The 16,758-nt window shown below is 63.8% G+C and carries 14 protein-coding genes and 2 tRNA genes; 9 read left to right on the forward strand and 7 right to left on the reverse strand.

The genetic code is table 11. The features are described from left to right. Positions 1-80: 80 nt before the first annotated feature. Both AIOL_RS11250 and AIOL_RS11255 read right to left on the reverse strand, forming a co-directional pair. Positions 81-1,241 carry an acyl-CoA dehydrogenase family protein gene (locus AIOL_RS11250; protein ID WP_049643058.1) on the reverse strand — a complete coding sequence of 387 codons (1,161 nt, stop codon included), beginning with the start codon at positions 1,239-1,241 and terminating at the stop codon, positions 81-83. Between the two features lie 81 nt (positions 1,242-1,322). After that, positions 1,323-2,033, reverse strand: coding sequence for a lysophospholipid acyltransferase family protein (locus tag AIOL_RS11255; protein WP_049643059.1), 711 nt, complete (start codon positions 2,031-2,033; stop codon positions 1,323-1,325). Between the two features lie 62 nt (positions 2,034-2,095). Between AIOL_RS11255 and AIOL_RS11260 the strand changes: the two genes are divergently transcribed. Then, positions 2,096-2,368, forward strand: coding sequence for a phosphopantetheine-binding protein (locus tag AIOL_RS11260; RefSeq protein WP_152912490.1), 273 nt, complete (start codon positions 2,096-2,098; stop codon positions 2,366-2,368). Then, positions 2,365-3,579 carry a beta-ketoacyl-[acyl-carrier-protein] synthase family protein gene (locus AIOL_RS11265; protein ID WP_049643061.1) on the forward strand — a complete coding sequence of 405 codons (1,215 nt, stop codon included), beginning with the start codon at positions 2,365-2,367 and terminating at the stop codon, positions 3,577-3,579. The genes AIOL_RS11260 and AIOL_RS11265 overlap by 4 nt, the downstream gene beginning before the upstream one ends. Positions 3,580-3,746: 167 nt before the next feature. Here the strand turns inward: AIOL_RS11265 and AIOL_RS11270 are convergent. Both AIOL_RS11270 and AIOL_RS11275 read right to left on the reverse strand, forming a co-directional pair. Then, positions 3,747-3,823, reverse strand: a tRNA-Arg gene (locus tag AIOL_RS11270). A gap of 92 nt (positions 3,824-3,915) precedes the next feature. Continuing rightward, the gene (locus tag AIOL_RS11275) at positions 3,916-5,220 is read right to left on the reverse strand and encodes an alpha/beta fold hydrolase (protein WP_152912491.1); all 1,305 of its coding nucleotides are present in this window, start codon (positions 5,218-5,220) and stop codon (positions 3,916-3,918) included. A gap of 56 nt (positions 5,221-5,276) precedes the next feature. Here AIOL_RS11275 and AIOL_RS25505 point away from each other — a divergent pair, with 56 nt between their 5' ends. Both AIOL_RS25505 and AIOL_RS11285 read left to right on the forward strand, forming a co-directional pair. Beyond that, the gene (locus tag AIOL_RS25505) at positions 5,277-5,480 is read left to right on the forward strand and encodes a hypothetical protein (RefSeq protein WP_160314469.1); all 204 of its coding nucleotides are present in this window, start codon (positions 5,277-5,279) and stop codon (positions 5,478-5,480) included. An 844-nt stretch (positions 5,481-6,324) separates the two neighbouring features. Further along, the gene (locus AIOL_RS11285) at positions 6,325-7,296 is read left to right on the forward strand and encodes a quinone oxidoreductase family protein (RefSeq protein ID WP_049643064.1); all 972 of its coding nucleotides are present in this window, start codon (positions 6,325-6,327) and stop codon (positions 7,294-7,296) included. A 129-nt stretch (positions 7,297-7,425) separates the two neighbouring features. Here the strand turns inward: AIOL_RS11285 and AIOL_RS11290 are convergent, their stop codons facing one another. Beyond that, complete coding sequence (locus AIOL_RS11290) at positions 7,426-8,361, reverse strand: LysR family transcriptional regulator (RefSeq protein ID WP_049643065.1); 936 nt, start codon at positions 8,359-8,361, stop codon at positions 7,426-7,428. Positions 8,362-8,419: 58 nt separating this feature from the next. On the opposite strand from AIOL_RS11290, the gene AIOL_RS11295 reads away from it, so the two are divergent. The 5 genes from AIOL_RS11295 (at position 8,420) to AIOL_RS11315 (ending at position 14,889) form a co-directional block, all read left to right on the forward strand. Next, entirely contained in the window at positions 8,420-9,931 is a 1,512-nt protein-coding gene (locus tag AIOL_RS11295) for a sulfatase-like hydrolase/transferase (RefSeq protein ID WP_082152548.1), read from the forward strand. Positions 9,932-10,023: 92 nt separating this feature from the next. Then, positions 10,024-11,289 carry an ABC transporter substrate-binding protein gene (locus AIOL_RS11300; RefSeq protein ID WP_049643066.1) on the forward strand — a complete coding sequence of 422 codons (1,266 nt, stop codon included), beginning with the start codon at positions 10,024-10,026 and terminating at the stop codon, positions 11,287-11,289. A 33-nt stretch (positions 11,290-11,322) separates the two neighbouring features. Next, entirely contained in the window at positions 11,323-12,387 is a 1,065-nt protein-coding gene (locus AIOL_RS11305; RefSeq protein ID WP_049643067.1) for a carbohydrate ABC transporter permease, read from the forward strand. Beyond that, on the forward strand, positions 12,384-13,820 hold the full coding sequence (locus tag AIOL_RS11310) for a carbohydrate ABC transporter permease (RefSeq protein WP_049643068.1): 1,437 nt from the start codon (positions 12,384-12,386) through the stop codon (positions 13,818-13,820). Before AIOL_RS11305 ends, AIOL_RS11310 begins: the two co-directional genes overlap by 4 nt. A gap of 1 nt (position 13,821) precedes the next feature. Then, entirely contained in the window at positions 13,822-14,889 is a 1,068-nt protein-coding gene (locus tag AIOL_RS11315; RefSeq protein ID WP_049643069.1) for an ABC transporter ATP-binding protein, read from the forward strand. A 181-nt stretch (positions 14,890-15,070) separates the two neighbouring features. Here AIOL_RS11315 and AIOL_RS11320 read toward each other — a convergent pair. Both AIOL_RS11320 and AIOL_RS11325 read right to left on the reverse strand, forming a co-directional pair. Next, positions 15,071-15,146 (reverse strand) — tRNA-Thr (locus AIOL_RS11320). A 111-nt stretch (positions 15,147-15,257) separates the two neighbouring features. Continuing rightward, entirely contained in the window at positions 15,258-16,757 is a 1,500-nt protein-coding gene (locus tag AIOL_RS11325; RefSeq protein ID WP_049643070.1) for a heme biosynthesis protein HemY, read from the reverse strand. Between the last annotated feature and the right edge of the window lies 1 nt (position 16,758).

The raw sequence follows: 16,758 nt of genomic DNA on the forward strand, positions 1-16,758 counted from the left end.
TTCGGTTTTTAAGTATCCTCGGGGGGTTTGGGGGGCAGACAGCCCCCCAATTGGTCGACGCCGAAGGCGGCGAAACCAAATCAGGCCCCAAGCGGTCGCAGCAGATCGCGGCTGATGATGTGGCGCTGGATCTCGCTGGTCCCGTCCCAGATCCGCTCGACCCGCGCGTCGCGCCAGAAGCGCTCGATCGGGAAGTCGTCCATCAGGCCCATCCCGCCATAGATCTGCAGCGTCGTGTCGGTCACCCGGGCCAGCATCTCGGAGGCATAAAGCTTGGCCGAGGCGATCTCGCGGTTCGAGGGCAGACCTTCATCCAGCCGCCAGGCGGCGCTCAGCGTCAGCCAGTCCGCCGCGTCGATCTCGGTGATCATATCCGCGATCTGGAAGCCCACGCCCTGGAACTTACCAATCGGCTGGCCGAACTGCTTGCGCTCGGCGGAGTAGTTAAGCGCCATGTCAAAACAGCGCCGCGCGCGGCCCACGCTGAAGGCCGCCACGGTCAGGCGCGTGGCATAGAGCCACTCGTTCATCACCGCAAAGCCGCCATCGACCTCACCCAGCACCTGCGCCTGCGGCAGGCGGCAGTCATCAAAGCTCAGGATGTAGTTCTTGTAGCCCTTGTGGCTCACCGAGTTGTAGCCGTGGCGCACGTCAAAGCCGGGCGTGTCGCGGTCCACCAGGAAAGTGGTGATGCGCTTCTTCGGCCCCTTCGGTGTCTCATCCACCCCGGTGGCGATGAAAACGATAAAGAAATCAGCATGCTCGGCGCCAGAGATGAAGTGCTTGGAGCCGTTCACAACCCAATCGTCGCCATCCTTGACCGCCTGGCACTTCATGCCGCGCACATCCGAGCCCGCGTCGGGCTCGGTCATTGCCAGCGCGTCCATCCGCTCGCCGCGCACGGCGGGAAGCAGGTAGCGCTCGCGCTGCTCGTCATTGCAGGCCATCAGAATGTTCTGCGGACGGCCAAAGAAATGCGTCAGCGCCATAGAGCCCCGCCCCAGCTCGCGCTCCACCAGGGTGAAGTCGAAATGCGACAGCCCGGCGCCGCCGACCTCCTCGGGGAAGTTGCAGGCGTAGAACCCCAGATCGATGCATTTTTGCTTGATCTCGTTGCCCAGCTCCACCGGCACGGTACCGGTGCGCTCGACCTCCGCCTCATGCGGGTAGATCTCGTGCTCGACGAAGCTGCGCACCGTCTCGACGATCATTTCTTGTTCTTGGCTCAGCCCAAACTGCATGGCAACTCTCCGATTTTCTGGCGTGCTAAAAGCACGTTTCTACGCCCCCTGAATGACCGAAAACGACACGCCAGCGCCCGTTCACGCAGGGCGCCCCAGATCGGCCTGGAGTCGGGTCAAAAAGGTGGCGGTCTCTTGCCCCGCCGGGATCGCTGGCAGGACACGCACGGTGATGACGCCCGGCCGACGCAGCCAGCTTCGGTATGGCCAAAACGTGCCGCTGTCCAAGACCACGGGCACGCAGGGCAAACCCAGCGCGCGATAGAGCACCGCCGTGCCTTTTTGCACCTCGAACCGCCGCGCCGGGTCGCGCGTCCCGCTGGGAAAGATCAAAAAGCTGCGGCCCTCTTTGGCACGCGCACGCGCAGCCCCAAATGCCTCGCGCGCACGATCCGCCGCGCCAGAGCGATCCAGCCCGATATGCCCAAGCTTGCGCGCAATCGCCCCCGCCACGGGGTAGCGCAGGATCTCTTGCTTGAGCAGCACCACCGGGTTCTCGAACAGCAGCGGCAAAACCAGCGTCTCCCAGAGCGCCTCATGCCGGCTGGCGAGGATCACTGGCCCGGACGGAAACTCCGCATCTTGAAGCACATGGAACCGCTGCCCGCAGATCGCCCGCAGCAGGAAGAGCTGCACCCGGATATAGGCCCGCAGCACCGGCCACCCGATCCGGACGGGCGCCAGCAGGAACGGCACGAACAGCAGAAAGAACAGCGTCGCCAGTACCGAGCAGAGGTGAAATAGCACCGACCGCGCGGCAATGATCGGCGTATTGTCCAGTGACCGCGTCATCGGCTTGCTTTCAGCTTGGATTTCCCTCTAATACCGGTGACCTTATGACCAAAGGACGGCAGATGAGCAATAACTCGAGCCCGACGCAAAAACTTGAGAACGAACTCCTGGACATCGTCGCGGATGAAACCATGGTCGAGCGCGCGCTGCTCAAGCCGGACGCCCGCTTAGAGGATCTCGACATCGCCTCGGCAGATTTCGTCTTGGTGCTGCTGGCAATTGAGGAAAAATACGGAATTTACATCCCCGTAGACAACGAGATTTCTACGATTGAGACGGTGCAAGACCTGCTGACCCTCGCCACGCAGAAAATCGCCGAAGAAAAAACGGAATGAGCGAACGCGCAGTTGTCATAACCGGCGTCGGGGCGATCTCTTGCCATGGCGCGGGCGCAGACACACTGTGGCGCGCGGCGCGCGATGGTAAGAGCGGCGCGCGCACATACGAGTTTGACCGCATCGAGGACCAGAAGGTCACGCAGGCCGCTGGCGTGCCGCCGGAGACGGTCAGCGAAAACGCGGTGCATGTGCGGCCACGGATGCAGGACCGCGTGGTGCATATGGCGCTGATCGCGGCCGAGGAGGCGGTGCAGCAGTCGGGCCTCAGCAAAGCCGACTTCAAGGACGCGGGCGTGATTGTGGGCTCGGGCTTTGGCGGCGCGAACACGCTGGACGACAACTATTACTTCCACGCGCGCCCGCATCTGGATGTCCGGATGGATCCGTTCTCGATCCCCAAGATCATGACCAATGCGGCGGCGTCCTGGATCTCGATGACCTTTGGCGCAAACGGTCCGATCTATTGCAACTCCACCGCTTGCTCCTCGGCGGGGCAGTCCATCGGCATGGCGTACCACATGATCAAGTCCGGCATGCTGGACCGTGCGATCACCGGCGGCACCGAGGGCTGCGTCGTGGCCGGCGTGTTCCGCGCCTGGGAGGTCTTGCGCGTGATGACGCCGACCCTGTGCCGCCCTTTCTCGCGCGATCGCAACGGGATGCTGCTGGGAGAGGGCGCGGGCATCCTTGTGCTAGAGACGAAAGAGAGCGCCCAGGCGCGCGGGGCCACCATCCTGGCCGAGGTCGCGGGCTATGGCACGACCGCCGATGCGGGCGATCTGCTGCGCCCCAACCCCAACGGGGCCGCGCGCTCGATGACGCAGGCGCTGCAAAGCGGCGGCCTGGCGCCGTCGGACGTGGCCTATGTGAACGCCCATGGCACGGCCACGGTGGCCAATGACGTCTCCGAAACCGAGGCCATGCGCCAGGTCTTCGGGGACGGGTTCGACGCGGTCGCGGTGTCCTCGACCAAGCCGGTGCACGGCCATGGGCTGGGTGCGGCGGGGGCGCTGGAGGCGATCGTGACGATCAATGCGCTGCGCGAACGCATCGCGCCGCCCAACCTGCACTTCACCGAGCAGGACCCAAAGATCGGATTCACCCCGGTCACCGAGGCGCGCGCCTTGGATGGCCGCTATGCGATGTCGAACTCCTTCGCTTTCGGTGGCATCAACGCGACATTGGTTTTTGGCCGCGCCCAGACGTGACGCCGGTTTGCCGAGCCTCGTCCCGCCGCTCTGCCACATCTTTCATGTTAAGATCCCAGCGTAACATGTTGGCAAGGTGCGATTCTTCGCGCTCTTAGCTTACGAACACATAGATGGCGCTCGGCGTCTACGCCCAAGGCGCGTTTCGCATAGAAAACTATAGATGGTGGCGCACCCAAAAGGATTCGAACCTTTGACCTCTGCCTTCGGAGGGCAGCGCTCTATCCAGCTGAGCTATGGGTGCATTGCGGGCTGTGTAGCCTGCGGATGCGGGACAGGCAACCGCGAATAGCCAAGCTGTCAGAATTCCAGCAATTCAAACCGCGGGTTGCCGTCCTAAGATTTCCCAGGCCGCTGTAAGCTGTCCAGAAACAACTGAACTTCGTGAATCATCGTGGTCCATGTGCGCTCTTGCGGAAGCGGGACATGGTTCCGGCTTTCCAGCGAAACGTATCTTGCGCCCTGGATTTCACTTGCGAGTATGCGCCCCTGTTCGACGGGCTGAATCGCATCAGAGATCGCATGTATGACCAGCGTCGGGGTGCGAATGGACGCCAATTGGTCTGAGACATCAAACCGGTCAACTATTTGTCTCAGGCGTGCCGCGTTCTCTGGAGATATCGTTTGCGTCTGCATCCTCACAAAGCTGGCCAATTGCTCGGGCGTGGCGTCGGGCATGAACAGGGTCGAGAACGCGTTCACAAATGGGCTGTCCGCCCTGCCCCAACCCGCCTTGATGAGGCCCAAAAGAGTATCTTCGTCGATGTCGCCCGGCGCCGCTTGGCGCAATCCGCGCCCCTTCGCATAGCCGCCATACAAAGCCAATCCGCTGACCCGCTCGGGATGTCTTTGGGCAAAGCGAATAGCGACCGGGACGGCCTGCGACGCGGCGAAGATCGGGAAGCGGTCCAAGTCGTTGGCGTCGGCGACGGCCTTTAGGTCGTCGGAAAAGGCATCAATATCAGCGCCTTCGAGGTCGCGCGAGGACAGCCCGGTGCCCCTTTGATCGTAGCGATAAAGCGTGTTCTTGCCATCCAGAGCTTCGATCAAGGGCCGCCAGACCGGGCTTTGCCAATCGAACTCCAAGTGCGACAGCCAATGCGCGACCCGGAGCAGCGGCGGGCCATGGCCGCTCTTGGCGAACGCAATTCTGGCACCGTGAGAGGATCGGGTGAAGCTGATATTCTGCGTCTCCGAGGGCGCTTGATCGGGCGGTTGCGCGGCGGCTGGGGCAGCGGGTTTCACCTCGACATTCAGCTGAAAGCCCCTGCCGTGGACCGTCTTGATGACGGCCTGCGCCCGGCCCGTATCCCCAACCGCCTTTCGGGCGGCGTTGATCCGGGCGCTTATCGTGGCGTCGGACACGCTTAGCCCGTGCCAAACGGTTTCGACAAGCTCGTCCTTGGTGACCAGCCGGCCCTTCCGATCGACAAGAATCCACAGAAGATCAAAGACTTGCGGCTCGAGATGCACTGGCCGCCCATCGCACCGAAACAGGTGCCTCTCAGGGTCGATCAAGCAGTTTGCGAACGCATACGCCATGGCACATTGAACGGCGAAACGGCGGCGATGCTCAAGGAATTTCGGCCCAGGCGGGGCAGAAATATAGAAATGACAAGGAATTCTAAAGCCTGCCTTCAAGCACTGGCCAGGCGATTGCCGTCCAATGATGTCAGGACAAAAAAGGAGTTCCCGCCATGACACAATTTGAAACGCCAGAGATCAAACGCCACCTGAATGGGTCAATAGATACAGGCTATTACATCAAAATCGGGCGTAAGGCGCGCGCCGATGAGATGCGTGCATTGGCCAAGAGGGCCATACCAAAGGCCAAGCGGGCCATGCCAAAGCCGCGCATCTTCTCGTTGCCGTTTTGGATGCGCAGGGCTGCGGCGACCTGACGAGACCCTTCCCGCACCGCGCCGAGCTGGGGATCCGGCCCGTCCATCGTCGCGGCGGGCATTTCCGAAAGGTTAACCCTGCGCGCGGCGGTTCTGGGGGTAAAGCCGCGCATCGGTGGGTTAATGCCTTATTTTGTTGAGAAATCCCGTGTCGGCAAAGCGTCGGAAAAACGTCGGCCATGCGTATGGCACCTCGTATGGCAGATGGGCGGAAAGCGCCCGAGTTAACGGACCGCGCGGTGGGTTTGGGTTTTGTTGAGGCTCGGATGGGCGCTGTATGAGATCACGCAGCCTGCGCTTGCAGGAGGGCTTTGCGAATATCTGCACCGAGGCCGCCCGCGAGGGGCGCACGCCGACACCAGATGCAACGGGACTCACATAGAGCGACCGCCCGAGCTTGCCTCGGGGCCTCCCCCTTGAACCAAGCGCAACGCGGGCAGCGGCCGACCTGGAGGTCGCCTGCGCAGCGTAGACACTTGGCACGCGGGCCCTGCTAACGCAGTTGTTTAAGTATTTTGCAACGTAGCAAAAGCGGCCTCCTGGGGGAGGTCGGCCGCTGCCCGAGGCAAGCTCGGGCGGTGGCGCGGCTTGGGCGGCGTTGCGTCTGGTGTCGGCAAGCGTTGTTAGGGTCGCGCGTGTTTGCAAGGCACGCTCCTGGCCACTCTCACCGAAACCTGAGTCTTTTAAGCGACAAATGATTAAGCGAAAAATGAGAGAGAATCTTGAGTTTTGGTTCACATAGCAGCCCGCCCGGTGGCCGCGCGCCGTCGCTGGAACTTGCCAAAACCAGCAATGCGCCCCTAGGCTGAAAGGATTGGGACACTCACACAAGGAATACGACTTTATGGCCTATGCGATCACCGCCAGCGTGCCGGGCGGCGCGGATGTACTGACCCGCGCAGAGATTACGCCTCCGACGCCGGGCGAAGGCGAGGTGCTGATCCGCCAGACCGCAATTGGAGTGAACTTCCTCGACATCTACATCCGCTCGGGGCTTTATCCCTGGCCGGTGGAGCGCGACCTGATCCTGGGCAGCGAGGGCGCCGGCGTGGTCGAGGCTCTGGGGCCGAATGTGGACGGCTTCCGCGCCGGGGACCGCGTGGCTTACACCATTCCCAACGGAGCCTATGCCACGCATCGCGCGGTGCCTGCCAAGATGCTTGTGCCCCTGCCCGACGATGTCAGCGACATCCAGGCCGCGGGCGCGATGCTTAAGGGCCTGACGGCGTATTACCTGCTGCATGACAGCTACCGCGTCTCGGCGGGCGAGGCGGTGCTTTTCCACGCCGCGGCGGGGGGCGTCGGGCTTTTGGCGGGCCAATGGATGGCCGCCAAGGGCGCGCGTGCCATTGGCACGGCGGGTGGTCCCGAGAAGGTCGCCCTGGCCAAGGCGAATGGCTATGACGAGGTCATCGACTACCGCGCCGAGGATTTCGTCGCCCGCGTCAAGGAAATCACCAACGGGGCGGGCGTGCCCGTGGTCTATGACAGCGTCGGTAAGGACACCCTTCAGGGCTCGATCAACTGCCTGCAGCCCTTTGGGACATTGGTGAATTTCGGCCAAAGCTCTGGCCCGCCCGAGGATTTTCGCATCGCCCAACTCGCGGTGGGGTCCCTCTACCTGCAGCGCCCCACGCTGTTTCAATACGCGGCCTCCCGCGCGTGGTTGGAGCGCGCAAGCGCGGCGCTGTTCGCGGGCATTGCGGATGGCCGGTTGCGGATCAACACCACGACGCGACCGCTGGACGACGCCGCGGCGGCGCATACCGACCTGGAGGGGCGCAAGACGACTGGCTCGACGGTGCTGATCCCGTAGCGCCGCCGCAGGCGAAGAAGACCGCATCGGTCGTACAGCCCCCTTCCCCTCTGCGCGCGCGCCGGGTTGGCCTTGCCCAAGGACCTTGCGACCAAGCTTGACGATACCCAAGCGGTGACGCTCACGCAGCTACGCGCGTGGCATCAGCCCCAGCACCCGATCCACCAGATCCATGACCAGCGGGTTGCGCTGTGCAGTCTGTCGGTACGCGATGACGGTGCTGTGATTTGTCAGCGGCTTGGGCAGGGCCAGGCTGGTGACGCCACGGACCTCGGCCTCGTGGCGCAGCAGGCTCGACAGGCACGAAAGACAGAGGGTTTTTGAAACGATGCTGAGCGCGTTTATGGCGGAGGTGGTTTCGATCGCCACGGAGGGCGGCTTTAGGCCGTGCTCGTAGCCGAGCCGCGTCAACTCGTCCATCCAATTGCCCGGCATCGCGGTCCCGGCCTCCTCGATCAATGAGACCCATTCGAACTCCACAAGCTCGGCCGGGCCGACTGTCTGCATGCGCGTCAGGGGGTGGTCCTGGCGGGCATAGACCTCTGACGGTATCTCGAAGGTTCCGGCCAGCACGATATCAGACGAGGGAGGCGTTCCGGCGAAGGGGCCCACGTAAAGGTCCAACTCCGCCGCGACGAGCCGTTTGATCAGCCCGGCGGGGGCGGCCTGCCGGATCTGAATCTTGGTCCCGGGATGCTCGGATTGGAACCCGGCGATCGCGTCAGGCAAGACCCCCAGCCCAAAGGCCGGGGCAACGCCGATCTGGATCGTGGGTGCGGCCTGTTTGGAGAGCAGAGAGATCGCCATGAGCGCGAGATTGGTCTCGCTCTTGATGCGCTGCGCGTATTTCAGCAGGACTTCGCCCTGCGGCGTGATGGCCGACCCGCGCGGCCCGCGCTCAAAGAGCTTACACGCAATGCTGTCCTCCAGCTGGCGCACGCTGCGGGTCAGGGCTGGCTGCGCGATGCCCAGCATCTCGGCGGCCTTGTTGAGGCTTCCGGCCTCGGCGATGGCCGTGAAGTGCTTGAGCTGCCGGGCCACCAGGCTGTTATCAAATTCTTGCATAACAGAATCGATATAATGCCCGTACTCGTTATGAAAGTGTCATGTTACCCTTTTCGGCATGCGTATGGTTTTCTTGCTGTTCGACTCGCTGGTGCGGGACCTGCTGCCGCAATATGGCGGTGATCCGCAGGCGTTGCCGAACTTTGCCAGGCTGGATGCGCGCTGCGGCCGCTTTGACAACCACTTTGTCGGCAGCCTGCCCTGCATGCCCGCCCGGCGCGACCTGCATAATGGCCGGTTGAACTTCTTTCACCGCCATTGGGGCCCGCTGGAGCCCTTTGACGACAGCTTTGTCAGCACCCTGCGCGACAGCGGCGTCTACACCCATCTGATCACCGATCATTACCATTACTTCGAGGAAGGCGGCTGGAGCTTTCACACGCGCTACAACTCTTGGGAGCTGTTTCGCGGCCAGGAATCGGATGTCTGGCGCGGCACGGCCACGCCCATCGACGACGACATCGTCGACCGGTTCGACCCCGACGTCTATGACCTGACAGTCGAGAAATACCGCCGCCACGCGATCAACCGCGCCTATATCCGGGATGAGGCGGAATTCTCGTCGCATCAGAGCTTCACCGCCGCGCTTAAGTTCCTGGACGAAAACCAAACCAAGGACGACTGGCTGCTGCATCTGGAGGTCTTCGACCCGCACGAGCCCTTCCACGCCCCGATGGAGTTCCTGAAGGCGGAAGGCATTGACCCGAACGACCCCATCGCCGACTGGCCCGCCTATGGCGCGCCGGAATACGACGCGCGCGTCTCCGAGCTTTTGCGCAAGAACTACCGCGCGCTGCTGCGGTTCTGCGACAAACAGCTTGGCCGGCTGCTGGACGCCTTCGACGCGCAGGGATTGTGGGAGGACACGGCGCTGGTCCTGACCACGGATCACGGGTTCATGCTATCAGAGCACGGGTACTGGGGCAAAAGCGTCATGCCGCTTTACAACCAGATCTCGCAGATCCCGATGTTCCTGCACATGCCCGGCACCGCCCCGGGCGCGCCGGTGAAGTCGCTGTCTCAGACCACCGATATCGCGCCGACGATCCTGGACGCCTTCGGCGCCGCGCCGAGCAAGGACATGACCGGGCGCTCGCTTGTCCCGGCCTGCAAGAGCGGCGAGACCGGGCGCGATATTGCTTTGTTTGGCATCTGGGGCGGGCCGCTGAACTGCACGGACGGGCGCTATGTTTTCTTCATCGACCCCGACGACCCCGCCTATCGGAGCGAGCTGTTCATCTACTCGCTGATGCCCGTCGACGTGAAAAAGCCGCTTGAGATCGCCGATCTGCAGCGGGCCACGCAGCACCCGCCCTTTGACTTCACAAAGCAGGTTCCGGTGTGGAAGATCCCCTCGACCGGCGTGCAGGCGCGCGGCGCGACCGAGTTCATGCCCATTGGGTCCATGCTTTTTGACCTAGACGCCGACCCCGAGCAGTTGAATCCCATCCTGGGCGACCACATGACCGAGACCCGGCTGCGCGCGGCGATGCAGCAGGTGCTGGTCCAACATGATGCCCCGCCGGAAGTGCTGACCCGGTTCAGCATGTCGGAGGTGCGCTCCGCTTAGTGGAATTAGGATTGCCGGGAACGGATCTTGGGGATTATGAATCACCAGTTGGTCACATTTGACCACACGATTAACGATTAGGGAGGACTAACATGAAACTGACTCTAAAGATGGCGGCCCTGTCGACCACAGCGATTATGGCCGCGTCGGCTGCAACCGCCGATGAGATCGACTTTCTGTGCTATCAGGACGGCAATGAATGCGAAGTGTTCGAGGCGATGGCCGCGACCTTCAAGGACGCCACCGGCCACACCGTTGTTGTGAACACCGTGGGCTATGACGTGATCCGCGACCAGCTTTTGAACCAGGCGCAGGCGGGCAACGCCCCCGACATCGCGCGGGTCACCAACCCGGGCGCCTTCGGCCGCCTGGCGCTGGACCTGACGCCCTATGTGGACGCCGCCTATTGGGAGGCCAACTATGGCTCCATGCTGCCCTGGTTCCGCGCGCCGGGCGGCGAGGATAATGGCATCTACGGCTGGAACACCCAGCTGACGGTGACCGGCCCCTACGTGAACGTCACCGCCTTTGAGGATGCCGGCGTCGAGATGCCCGGCGAGGGCGCGACCTGGGACGACTGGGCCGCGGCCGCCAAAGAGGTGCAGGACACCATGGGCCTGACCGCCGGTCTGGTGATGGACCGCACAGCGCATCGCTGGGCCGGTCCGGCGTTTTCCTACGGCGCGCAGTTCTTTGACGACGCGGGCGAGCCGCTGCTGGTGGATGAGGGCTTTCGCAACTTCGCCGAGGTCTTCATCGGCTGGCACGAAAGCGGCCTGATGCCCGCCGAGGGCTGGCCCGCTGGCTCTGGCACCCAGTACCGCAACGCCGCTCCGCTGTTTTTGGCGGGCGACGCGGCCATGCATATGTCCGGGTCCTGGATGATCAACAACTACGCCAACAACATCTCTGATTTCGACTGGAAAGCGGTTCCGGCGCCCTGCGGCCCGGGCGGCTGCGGCGCGATGCCGGGCGGTGCCTCGCTGGTGGTCTTTGGCGACACCGAAGTGCCTGATGCGGCGGCGATGTTCGTCGACTGGATGGCGCAGACCGAGCAGGCCGAGATGTTCGCCTCTGAGACCAACAACATCACCGCGCATGCCGGCCTGCAGGCCTCGGGCGTCGACTACCAGAACGCCACGCCCACCATCGCGGCGGCGCTGTCGACCTTCGCGGCCAACGCCGGCACGGCGACCACCACCACGCCGCAGGCCTATGTGTTCCAGGGCTACGCAAAGAACTTTGCCATCTACGGCATCGTGCCCGACTACATCACCAAGGCGATCAATGGCGAGATGAGCCTAGACGAGGCCCTGGCGGCCATTGACGCGGATGTTGCCGCGAAGATCGCCGAATAGTAGTAAGTAACATTAGGAGGGGGGCCAACGGGTATGGAGAGCTTAGACGCCATCGTCGACGCATTCTCTGGCGGTTGGCCCCTCTACGTCCTGATCTACCTGGCGCTGGGCTGGGTGATCGTCCGCCCCAGCGGCGGGTTCTGGGACCAGCTGGTCTCGGTCATCGGCTGGCCGCTTGAGGCCACGCAGAAGATCGCGGGCGTCACCGGCCTGCCCTATATCTTCCTGCTGCCGAACTTCCTGATCTTCGGGATCTACACCTTCGCGCCGCTATTCGTGAATGTGGGCTTCAGCGTCACCGAGGGCCAGTCGATCCTGTTCACCGAACGCCCCTTCACCGGCGCGCAGAACTTCGAGCGCCTGCTGGGCGAGACCAATATCGACACCGGGCAGGAGAACCGCGAGGACGACAAGTTCCTGCAAGCGGTGGTGGACACGCTGATCTTTGTGATCTTCCAGGTCCCGATCATGATCTTCTTCGCGCTCTGCACCGCGCTGGCGCTGAACCGCGAGATCTGGGGCCGCGGCTTCTGGCGCTCTATCTTCTTTTACCCGGTGATGCTGTCGCCGGTGGTGGTGGCCTTCCTGTGGACGCTGATCCTCAAGCGCCAGGGGGTGCTGTCGGTCACCTTGATGAACTGGGGCGTCATCGACGAGCCGATCCAGTGGCTGCAGGACGAGAGCTGGACCATGTTCTGGTCCGTTGTGGTCTTCACCTGGGCGCATCTGGGCTTTTACATGCTGATCCTCCTGGCCGGGCTGCAGGCGATCCCCAAGGATCTCTATGAGGCCGCCGAGATGGACGGCACCTCGCCCTGGCGGCAGCTGACGCGGATCACGCTGCCTCTGCTGGGGCCGACCTTGCTGGTGGTCACGGTGCTGTCGCTGATCAAGGCCTTCCAGGCCTTCGAGGAGCTCTACGCGCTGAACGTGCGCTGGATGTCGATCGTGGCCTATATCTTTGAGACCTCGGGGCTGCGCGGCAACCCCACGGCGCACGGGCTGGGCCTGGCGGCGGTGGCCTCGCTGATCGTGGCCTTCGCGCTGGTGCTCTTGTCGCTGATCCAGATCTGGCTGTCGAATAGGGGAACGAAATGAGCGGCGCTTGGGCCTTCCTCAGCCGCACCCAGGGGCGGCACCGGCTGACCTGGGTGGACTGGATCACCTATATCTATCTGGGCTTTGGCTTCTTGTTGATCTTCCTGCCGGTCTGCTGGCTGGTGCTCAACAGCTTCAAGACCCAGGCGCAGCTGGAAAAGCAGGACCTGTCGCTGCTGCCAAGCGAGTACACCCAGGTCGCGCGGGCGACCGTTTATGGCCCCGAGGGGCGCTCGATTGTCATCATCGACGGGCTGCCCGCCTGGGTGCTGGAATGGCGCGGCATGACCGACCAAGAGCGCGCGACCCATGACGTCGCGGCGCTGCTGAGCCAGTATGACGGCGACGATTACTATGCCCTGCGCAGCGCCCTAGGCCAGGTGGCCATAGAGGCGCGCGCGCTGATCGCCGAGCGCGGCTTGCCCGATTGGATGGTGCGCTTTCCCACCATGACCGGCGCGGCCCGCGCCGCGCTGGATGTCGAGGGCGCCCTGGCGCAGCTGGACCCCGAAGAGGTCCGGCTGATGTCAGAGTTCCTGGGCCTGGAACCCTACCAGCCCAACAAGCTGGTGGCGCAGATCCTGGTGATCGCCCCGCATCCCGACACCGGCGAGACGACCCGCTTTGCGGTGCCCCGCTGGGACCCTTCGAAAGAGAGGCTGCCCGCGCGCCTGGCCGATAACTCTGCCGCGGGCGTGATCCAGATCGCCACCGCGGACGCCCAGGTCGAGCGCGCGATCCGCCCCGCCTGGAGCAACTTCTTTGAGCCCCTGCAGGGCCAGACCTCGATGGTGAACGTGAACTTCGCGCGCTGCTTTACCAACTCGTTCCTGGCGACGATCCTGGCCACGATCATCACGCTGATCATCAACTCGATGGCCGCCTTCGCGCTGTCCAAGTACCAATTCCGCGGCCAGGCGTTCTTTTTCCTGTTCATCCTGGCGACGCTGATGGTGCCCGCCACGATCACCCTGGTGGGAGTGTTCAAGGCGATCCACGCGACGGGGCTTTCGGGCTCGATCTGGGGGGTGATCATCCCCGGCGCGGCCACGCCTGCGGGGGTGTTCCTGCTGCGGCAATACATGCTGACAATCCCCGACGAATTGCTGGAGGCGGCGCGGATGGACGCGGCCTCGGAGTGGAAGATCTACTGGCGCATCATGCTGCCCCTGGCGCTGCCCGCGGTAGCGGCCCTTGGCATCCTGTCCATCGTCTGGCGCTGGAACGACCTGATCCTGCCGATGGTGGCGATTGCCACCACCAAGGACGCCTACACGATCCAGCTCTGCCTCCTGGAGTTCCGCGGCGAGCACCTGAGCCGCGAGCATTTCCGCCTGGCGATGACCGTGGTCAGCCTGATCCCGACCACGCTGGTCTTCGTCTTCCTGCAGAAATACATCACCACTGGCATCGCCAATACGGGGTTGAAGTAACATGGCAAATCTCACCCTCAACGCCGTCCACAAGTCCTACGGCCCGGTCGACGTGATCCACGGCATCGACATGCAGATCGAGAGCGGCGAGTTCTGCGTCTTCGTCGGGCCCTCGGGCTGCGGCAAGTCCACGCTGCTGCGGATGATCGCGGGGCTCGAGAACATCACCAAGGGCGAGGTGCAGATCGACGGCGCGGCGGTGAACCACATCCCCGCCGCGCAGCGCGGGCTGGCGATGGTGTTTCAGTCCTACGCGCTCTACCCGCATATGTCGGTGCGCCAGAACATGTCCTTCGGGCTGCAGAACATGCGCATGTCCAAGACCGAGATCACCGAGCGCGTGGCCGAGGCCGCGCGCATGCTGCAGATCGAACCGCTGATGGACCGCAAGCCGGGCCAGCTTTCCGGCGGCCAGCGCCAGCGCATCGCCATCGGGCGCGCCGTGGTGCGCGAGCCCAAGATCTTCCTCTTCGACGAGCCCCTGTCCAACCTCGACGCCGAGCTGCGCGTGGCGATGCGGGCCGAGATCTCGGACCTGCATGGGCGGCTGGGCAACACCATGATCTACGTCACCCACGACCAGGTCGAGGCGATGACCATGGCCGATAAGATCGCGGTGCTGCGGGCCGGCGTCGTGGAGCAGTTCGGCAAGCCCCTGGACCTGTTCAACACGCCGCAGAACCGCTTCGTGGCCGGGTTCATCGGCTCGCCCGCGATGAACTTCCTGAAGGGCACCGTGAAGGGCGGCGCCGTGGCTCTGGAGAACGGCGCGGTCCAGCCCGTTGGCGACCAGTTCACGGTGACCGAGGGCCAAGAGGTCGAGCTTGGCATCCGCGCGGGCGACCTGCGCCAATCGGAGGGCGCCGGGATCCGGGCCACAATCACCGGCGTCGAACAGCTTGGCACCGAGAGCTACCTCTACTGCAAGACATCACGCGACGAGCCGATCACGACCCACCAATTGGGCCAGACCACGGCCCAGAAGGGCCAAGAGATCACGCTGTCCATCAATGCGGGCGCCATGCACCTGTTTGACCAACACAGCGGACAATCTTGCCGGTCGACTTGAACGGAGCCCGACCGCCCCGCCTCGCACCCAGCGTGCGCCCAAAACCGCGCAGATCAAAGCCTGAGCACCGCTGACCCCGCGCGCCCGGGTCACGCGCGGCGGGCCGGACGTGGAGAGCCGGACGCAAAACGCCGGGGCAATTCAGATAGTTAAAGGGGATCTCCAACGATTACGTTGGAAGTGGTGCCGCTGAGAGGACTCGAACCTCCGACCCCATCATTACGAATGACGTGCTCTACCAGCTGAGCTACAGCGGCTAACTTGTTACCATCGGACCGTCCAAGCGGTGGCCCAATCAAAGCGGGACCCCGGCGGGGGCGTCGCTTCGTGGCGCGGTCTCTAGCACCCTCATGGCGTCGAGGGTAGCCCTAATTTGCGGATTTTGCATTCTCAATTGGATCATCCGCGTCCCCGGCCTCCAGCGAGATGACCTCGCCGTCGCTGGGGTCAGCATCCGGGTCCAAAATCGCGTCTTCGGGCGAATCAACCTCCGCCTCGCCGACCAGCAGCGGCAGCATGTCGGACGAGCCCGGCACGCTGACCTCCGCCTCATTTGGCGCGCGCCAGGTCAGCGTATCGAAGGCCCCGCAATTGCCGCAGACCGGCTCCCATGTGCCATGGATGGATTGGCAATTGTCGCATACCCATTGCGGGCCGCGCGGCGCCGAGATCGCACGGGTCAGCCAGCCGCGCACCACCGCGTCGTCGGAGCCCTCACCACGCTCAATCGCTGCCATGATGGACAAGGCCCGCGCCGAGGGTTCCTCATTGGCCAGATCGCCCATCGCCCGCCGCGCGGCGGGAAAGTTCTCAGCCGCGATCTGCAGCTCGGCTTCAAGCATCTTGGTCTCGGGGTCATCCGGGTGCGCGCGCAGCAGCGGCGAGAAGCGCTTAAAGCGCGCCTGCGCGGTTTCGTCGGGCACGATCGCTGCGAAGGCGGCGGCCAGCTCTGGATGCGGCGCGGTCGCCCAGGCCTTCTTGATCACCCGCGTGGCGTAGCGCTGCTTGTCCTCTACGATGTGGCGGCGCGCGGCCATCACGGCGGCGGGCACAAGGTCGGGCGACAGGCGGTTGGCCTCGATCGCCTCTTGATGCGCCACGGCGTCATCGCCGATCTCGTCGCTGGATTTGGCCTGGGACAGCGCCAGCACCGCGTCGCGGCGGCGATGCACATCGCGGGGCAGCGTGCCGCTGGACAGCTTGGCCGCCAGTGTCTTGCGCGCGCCGGCCCAGTCCTCTTTGCTGGCCTGCAATTGCAGCAGGACGTCCTGCGTGTCGCCATGCTTTGGCTTCAGCGCAAAGGCCTTTTCGGCCAGCTTCAGCGCGGTCGCTGTGTCGCCTTCGGCCAGCTTCTGCTTCATGATGCCGCGCACGCCGACGAACCGCGTGGGCTCGTGCTCTAGCAGGGCGCGATAGACCGTCTCGGCGCGCTTTGTGTCGCCGGACATCTCGGCCGCCTGGGCCGCCAGCAGGTTGGTCAGCTCGGGCTTTTGCAGCAGCCGCTCGGCCCTGACCGCCTGATGCATCGCCTCGCGCCCATCCCCGGAGGCCAAAGCCACCATCGTGTCCGAGAGCGCCTTGAACCCGCGCTTTTCGCGATTGCGGTCAAAGTAACGCGTGATCGCGGTGTCATCGCCGTTCAGAAAGCGGATAAGCGCCACAAGAATGCCCGACAGTTTCAGCACCAGCCAGAAGGTCAGCAAGAGCAGTAAGAGCAGCACCAGCGCCTGGATCGGGCCCAGGTTGTACTCCATGCCGCCAAGCGCGACGCGCACGCCGCCGCCGGCCTCTAGCAGATACCCCGCGCCCACGGCCAACGCCGCCACCACGCAAAAGAAAAGCACCATCTTCAAAAGCGACCAAAGCATA

Origin of the sequence: Candidatus Rhodobacter oscarellae (assembly GCF_001078595.1) — a bacterium.
GTDB lineage: Bacteria > Pseudomonadota > Alphaproteobacteria > Rhodobacterales > Rhodobacteraceae > Rhodobacter_B > Rhodobacter_B oscarellae.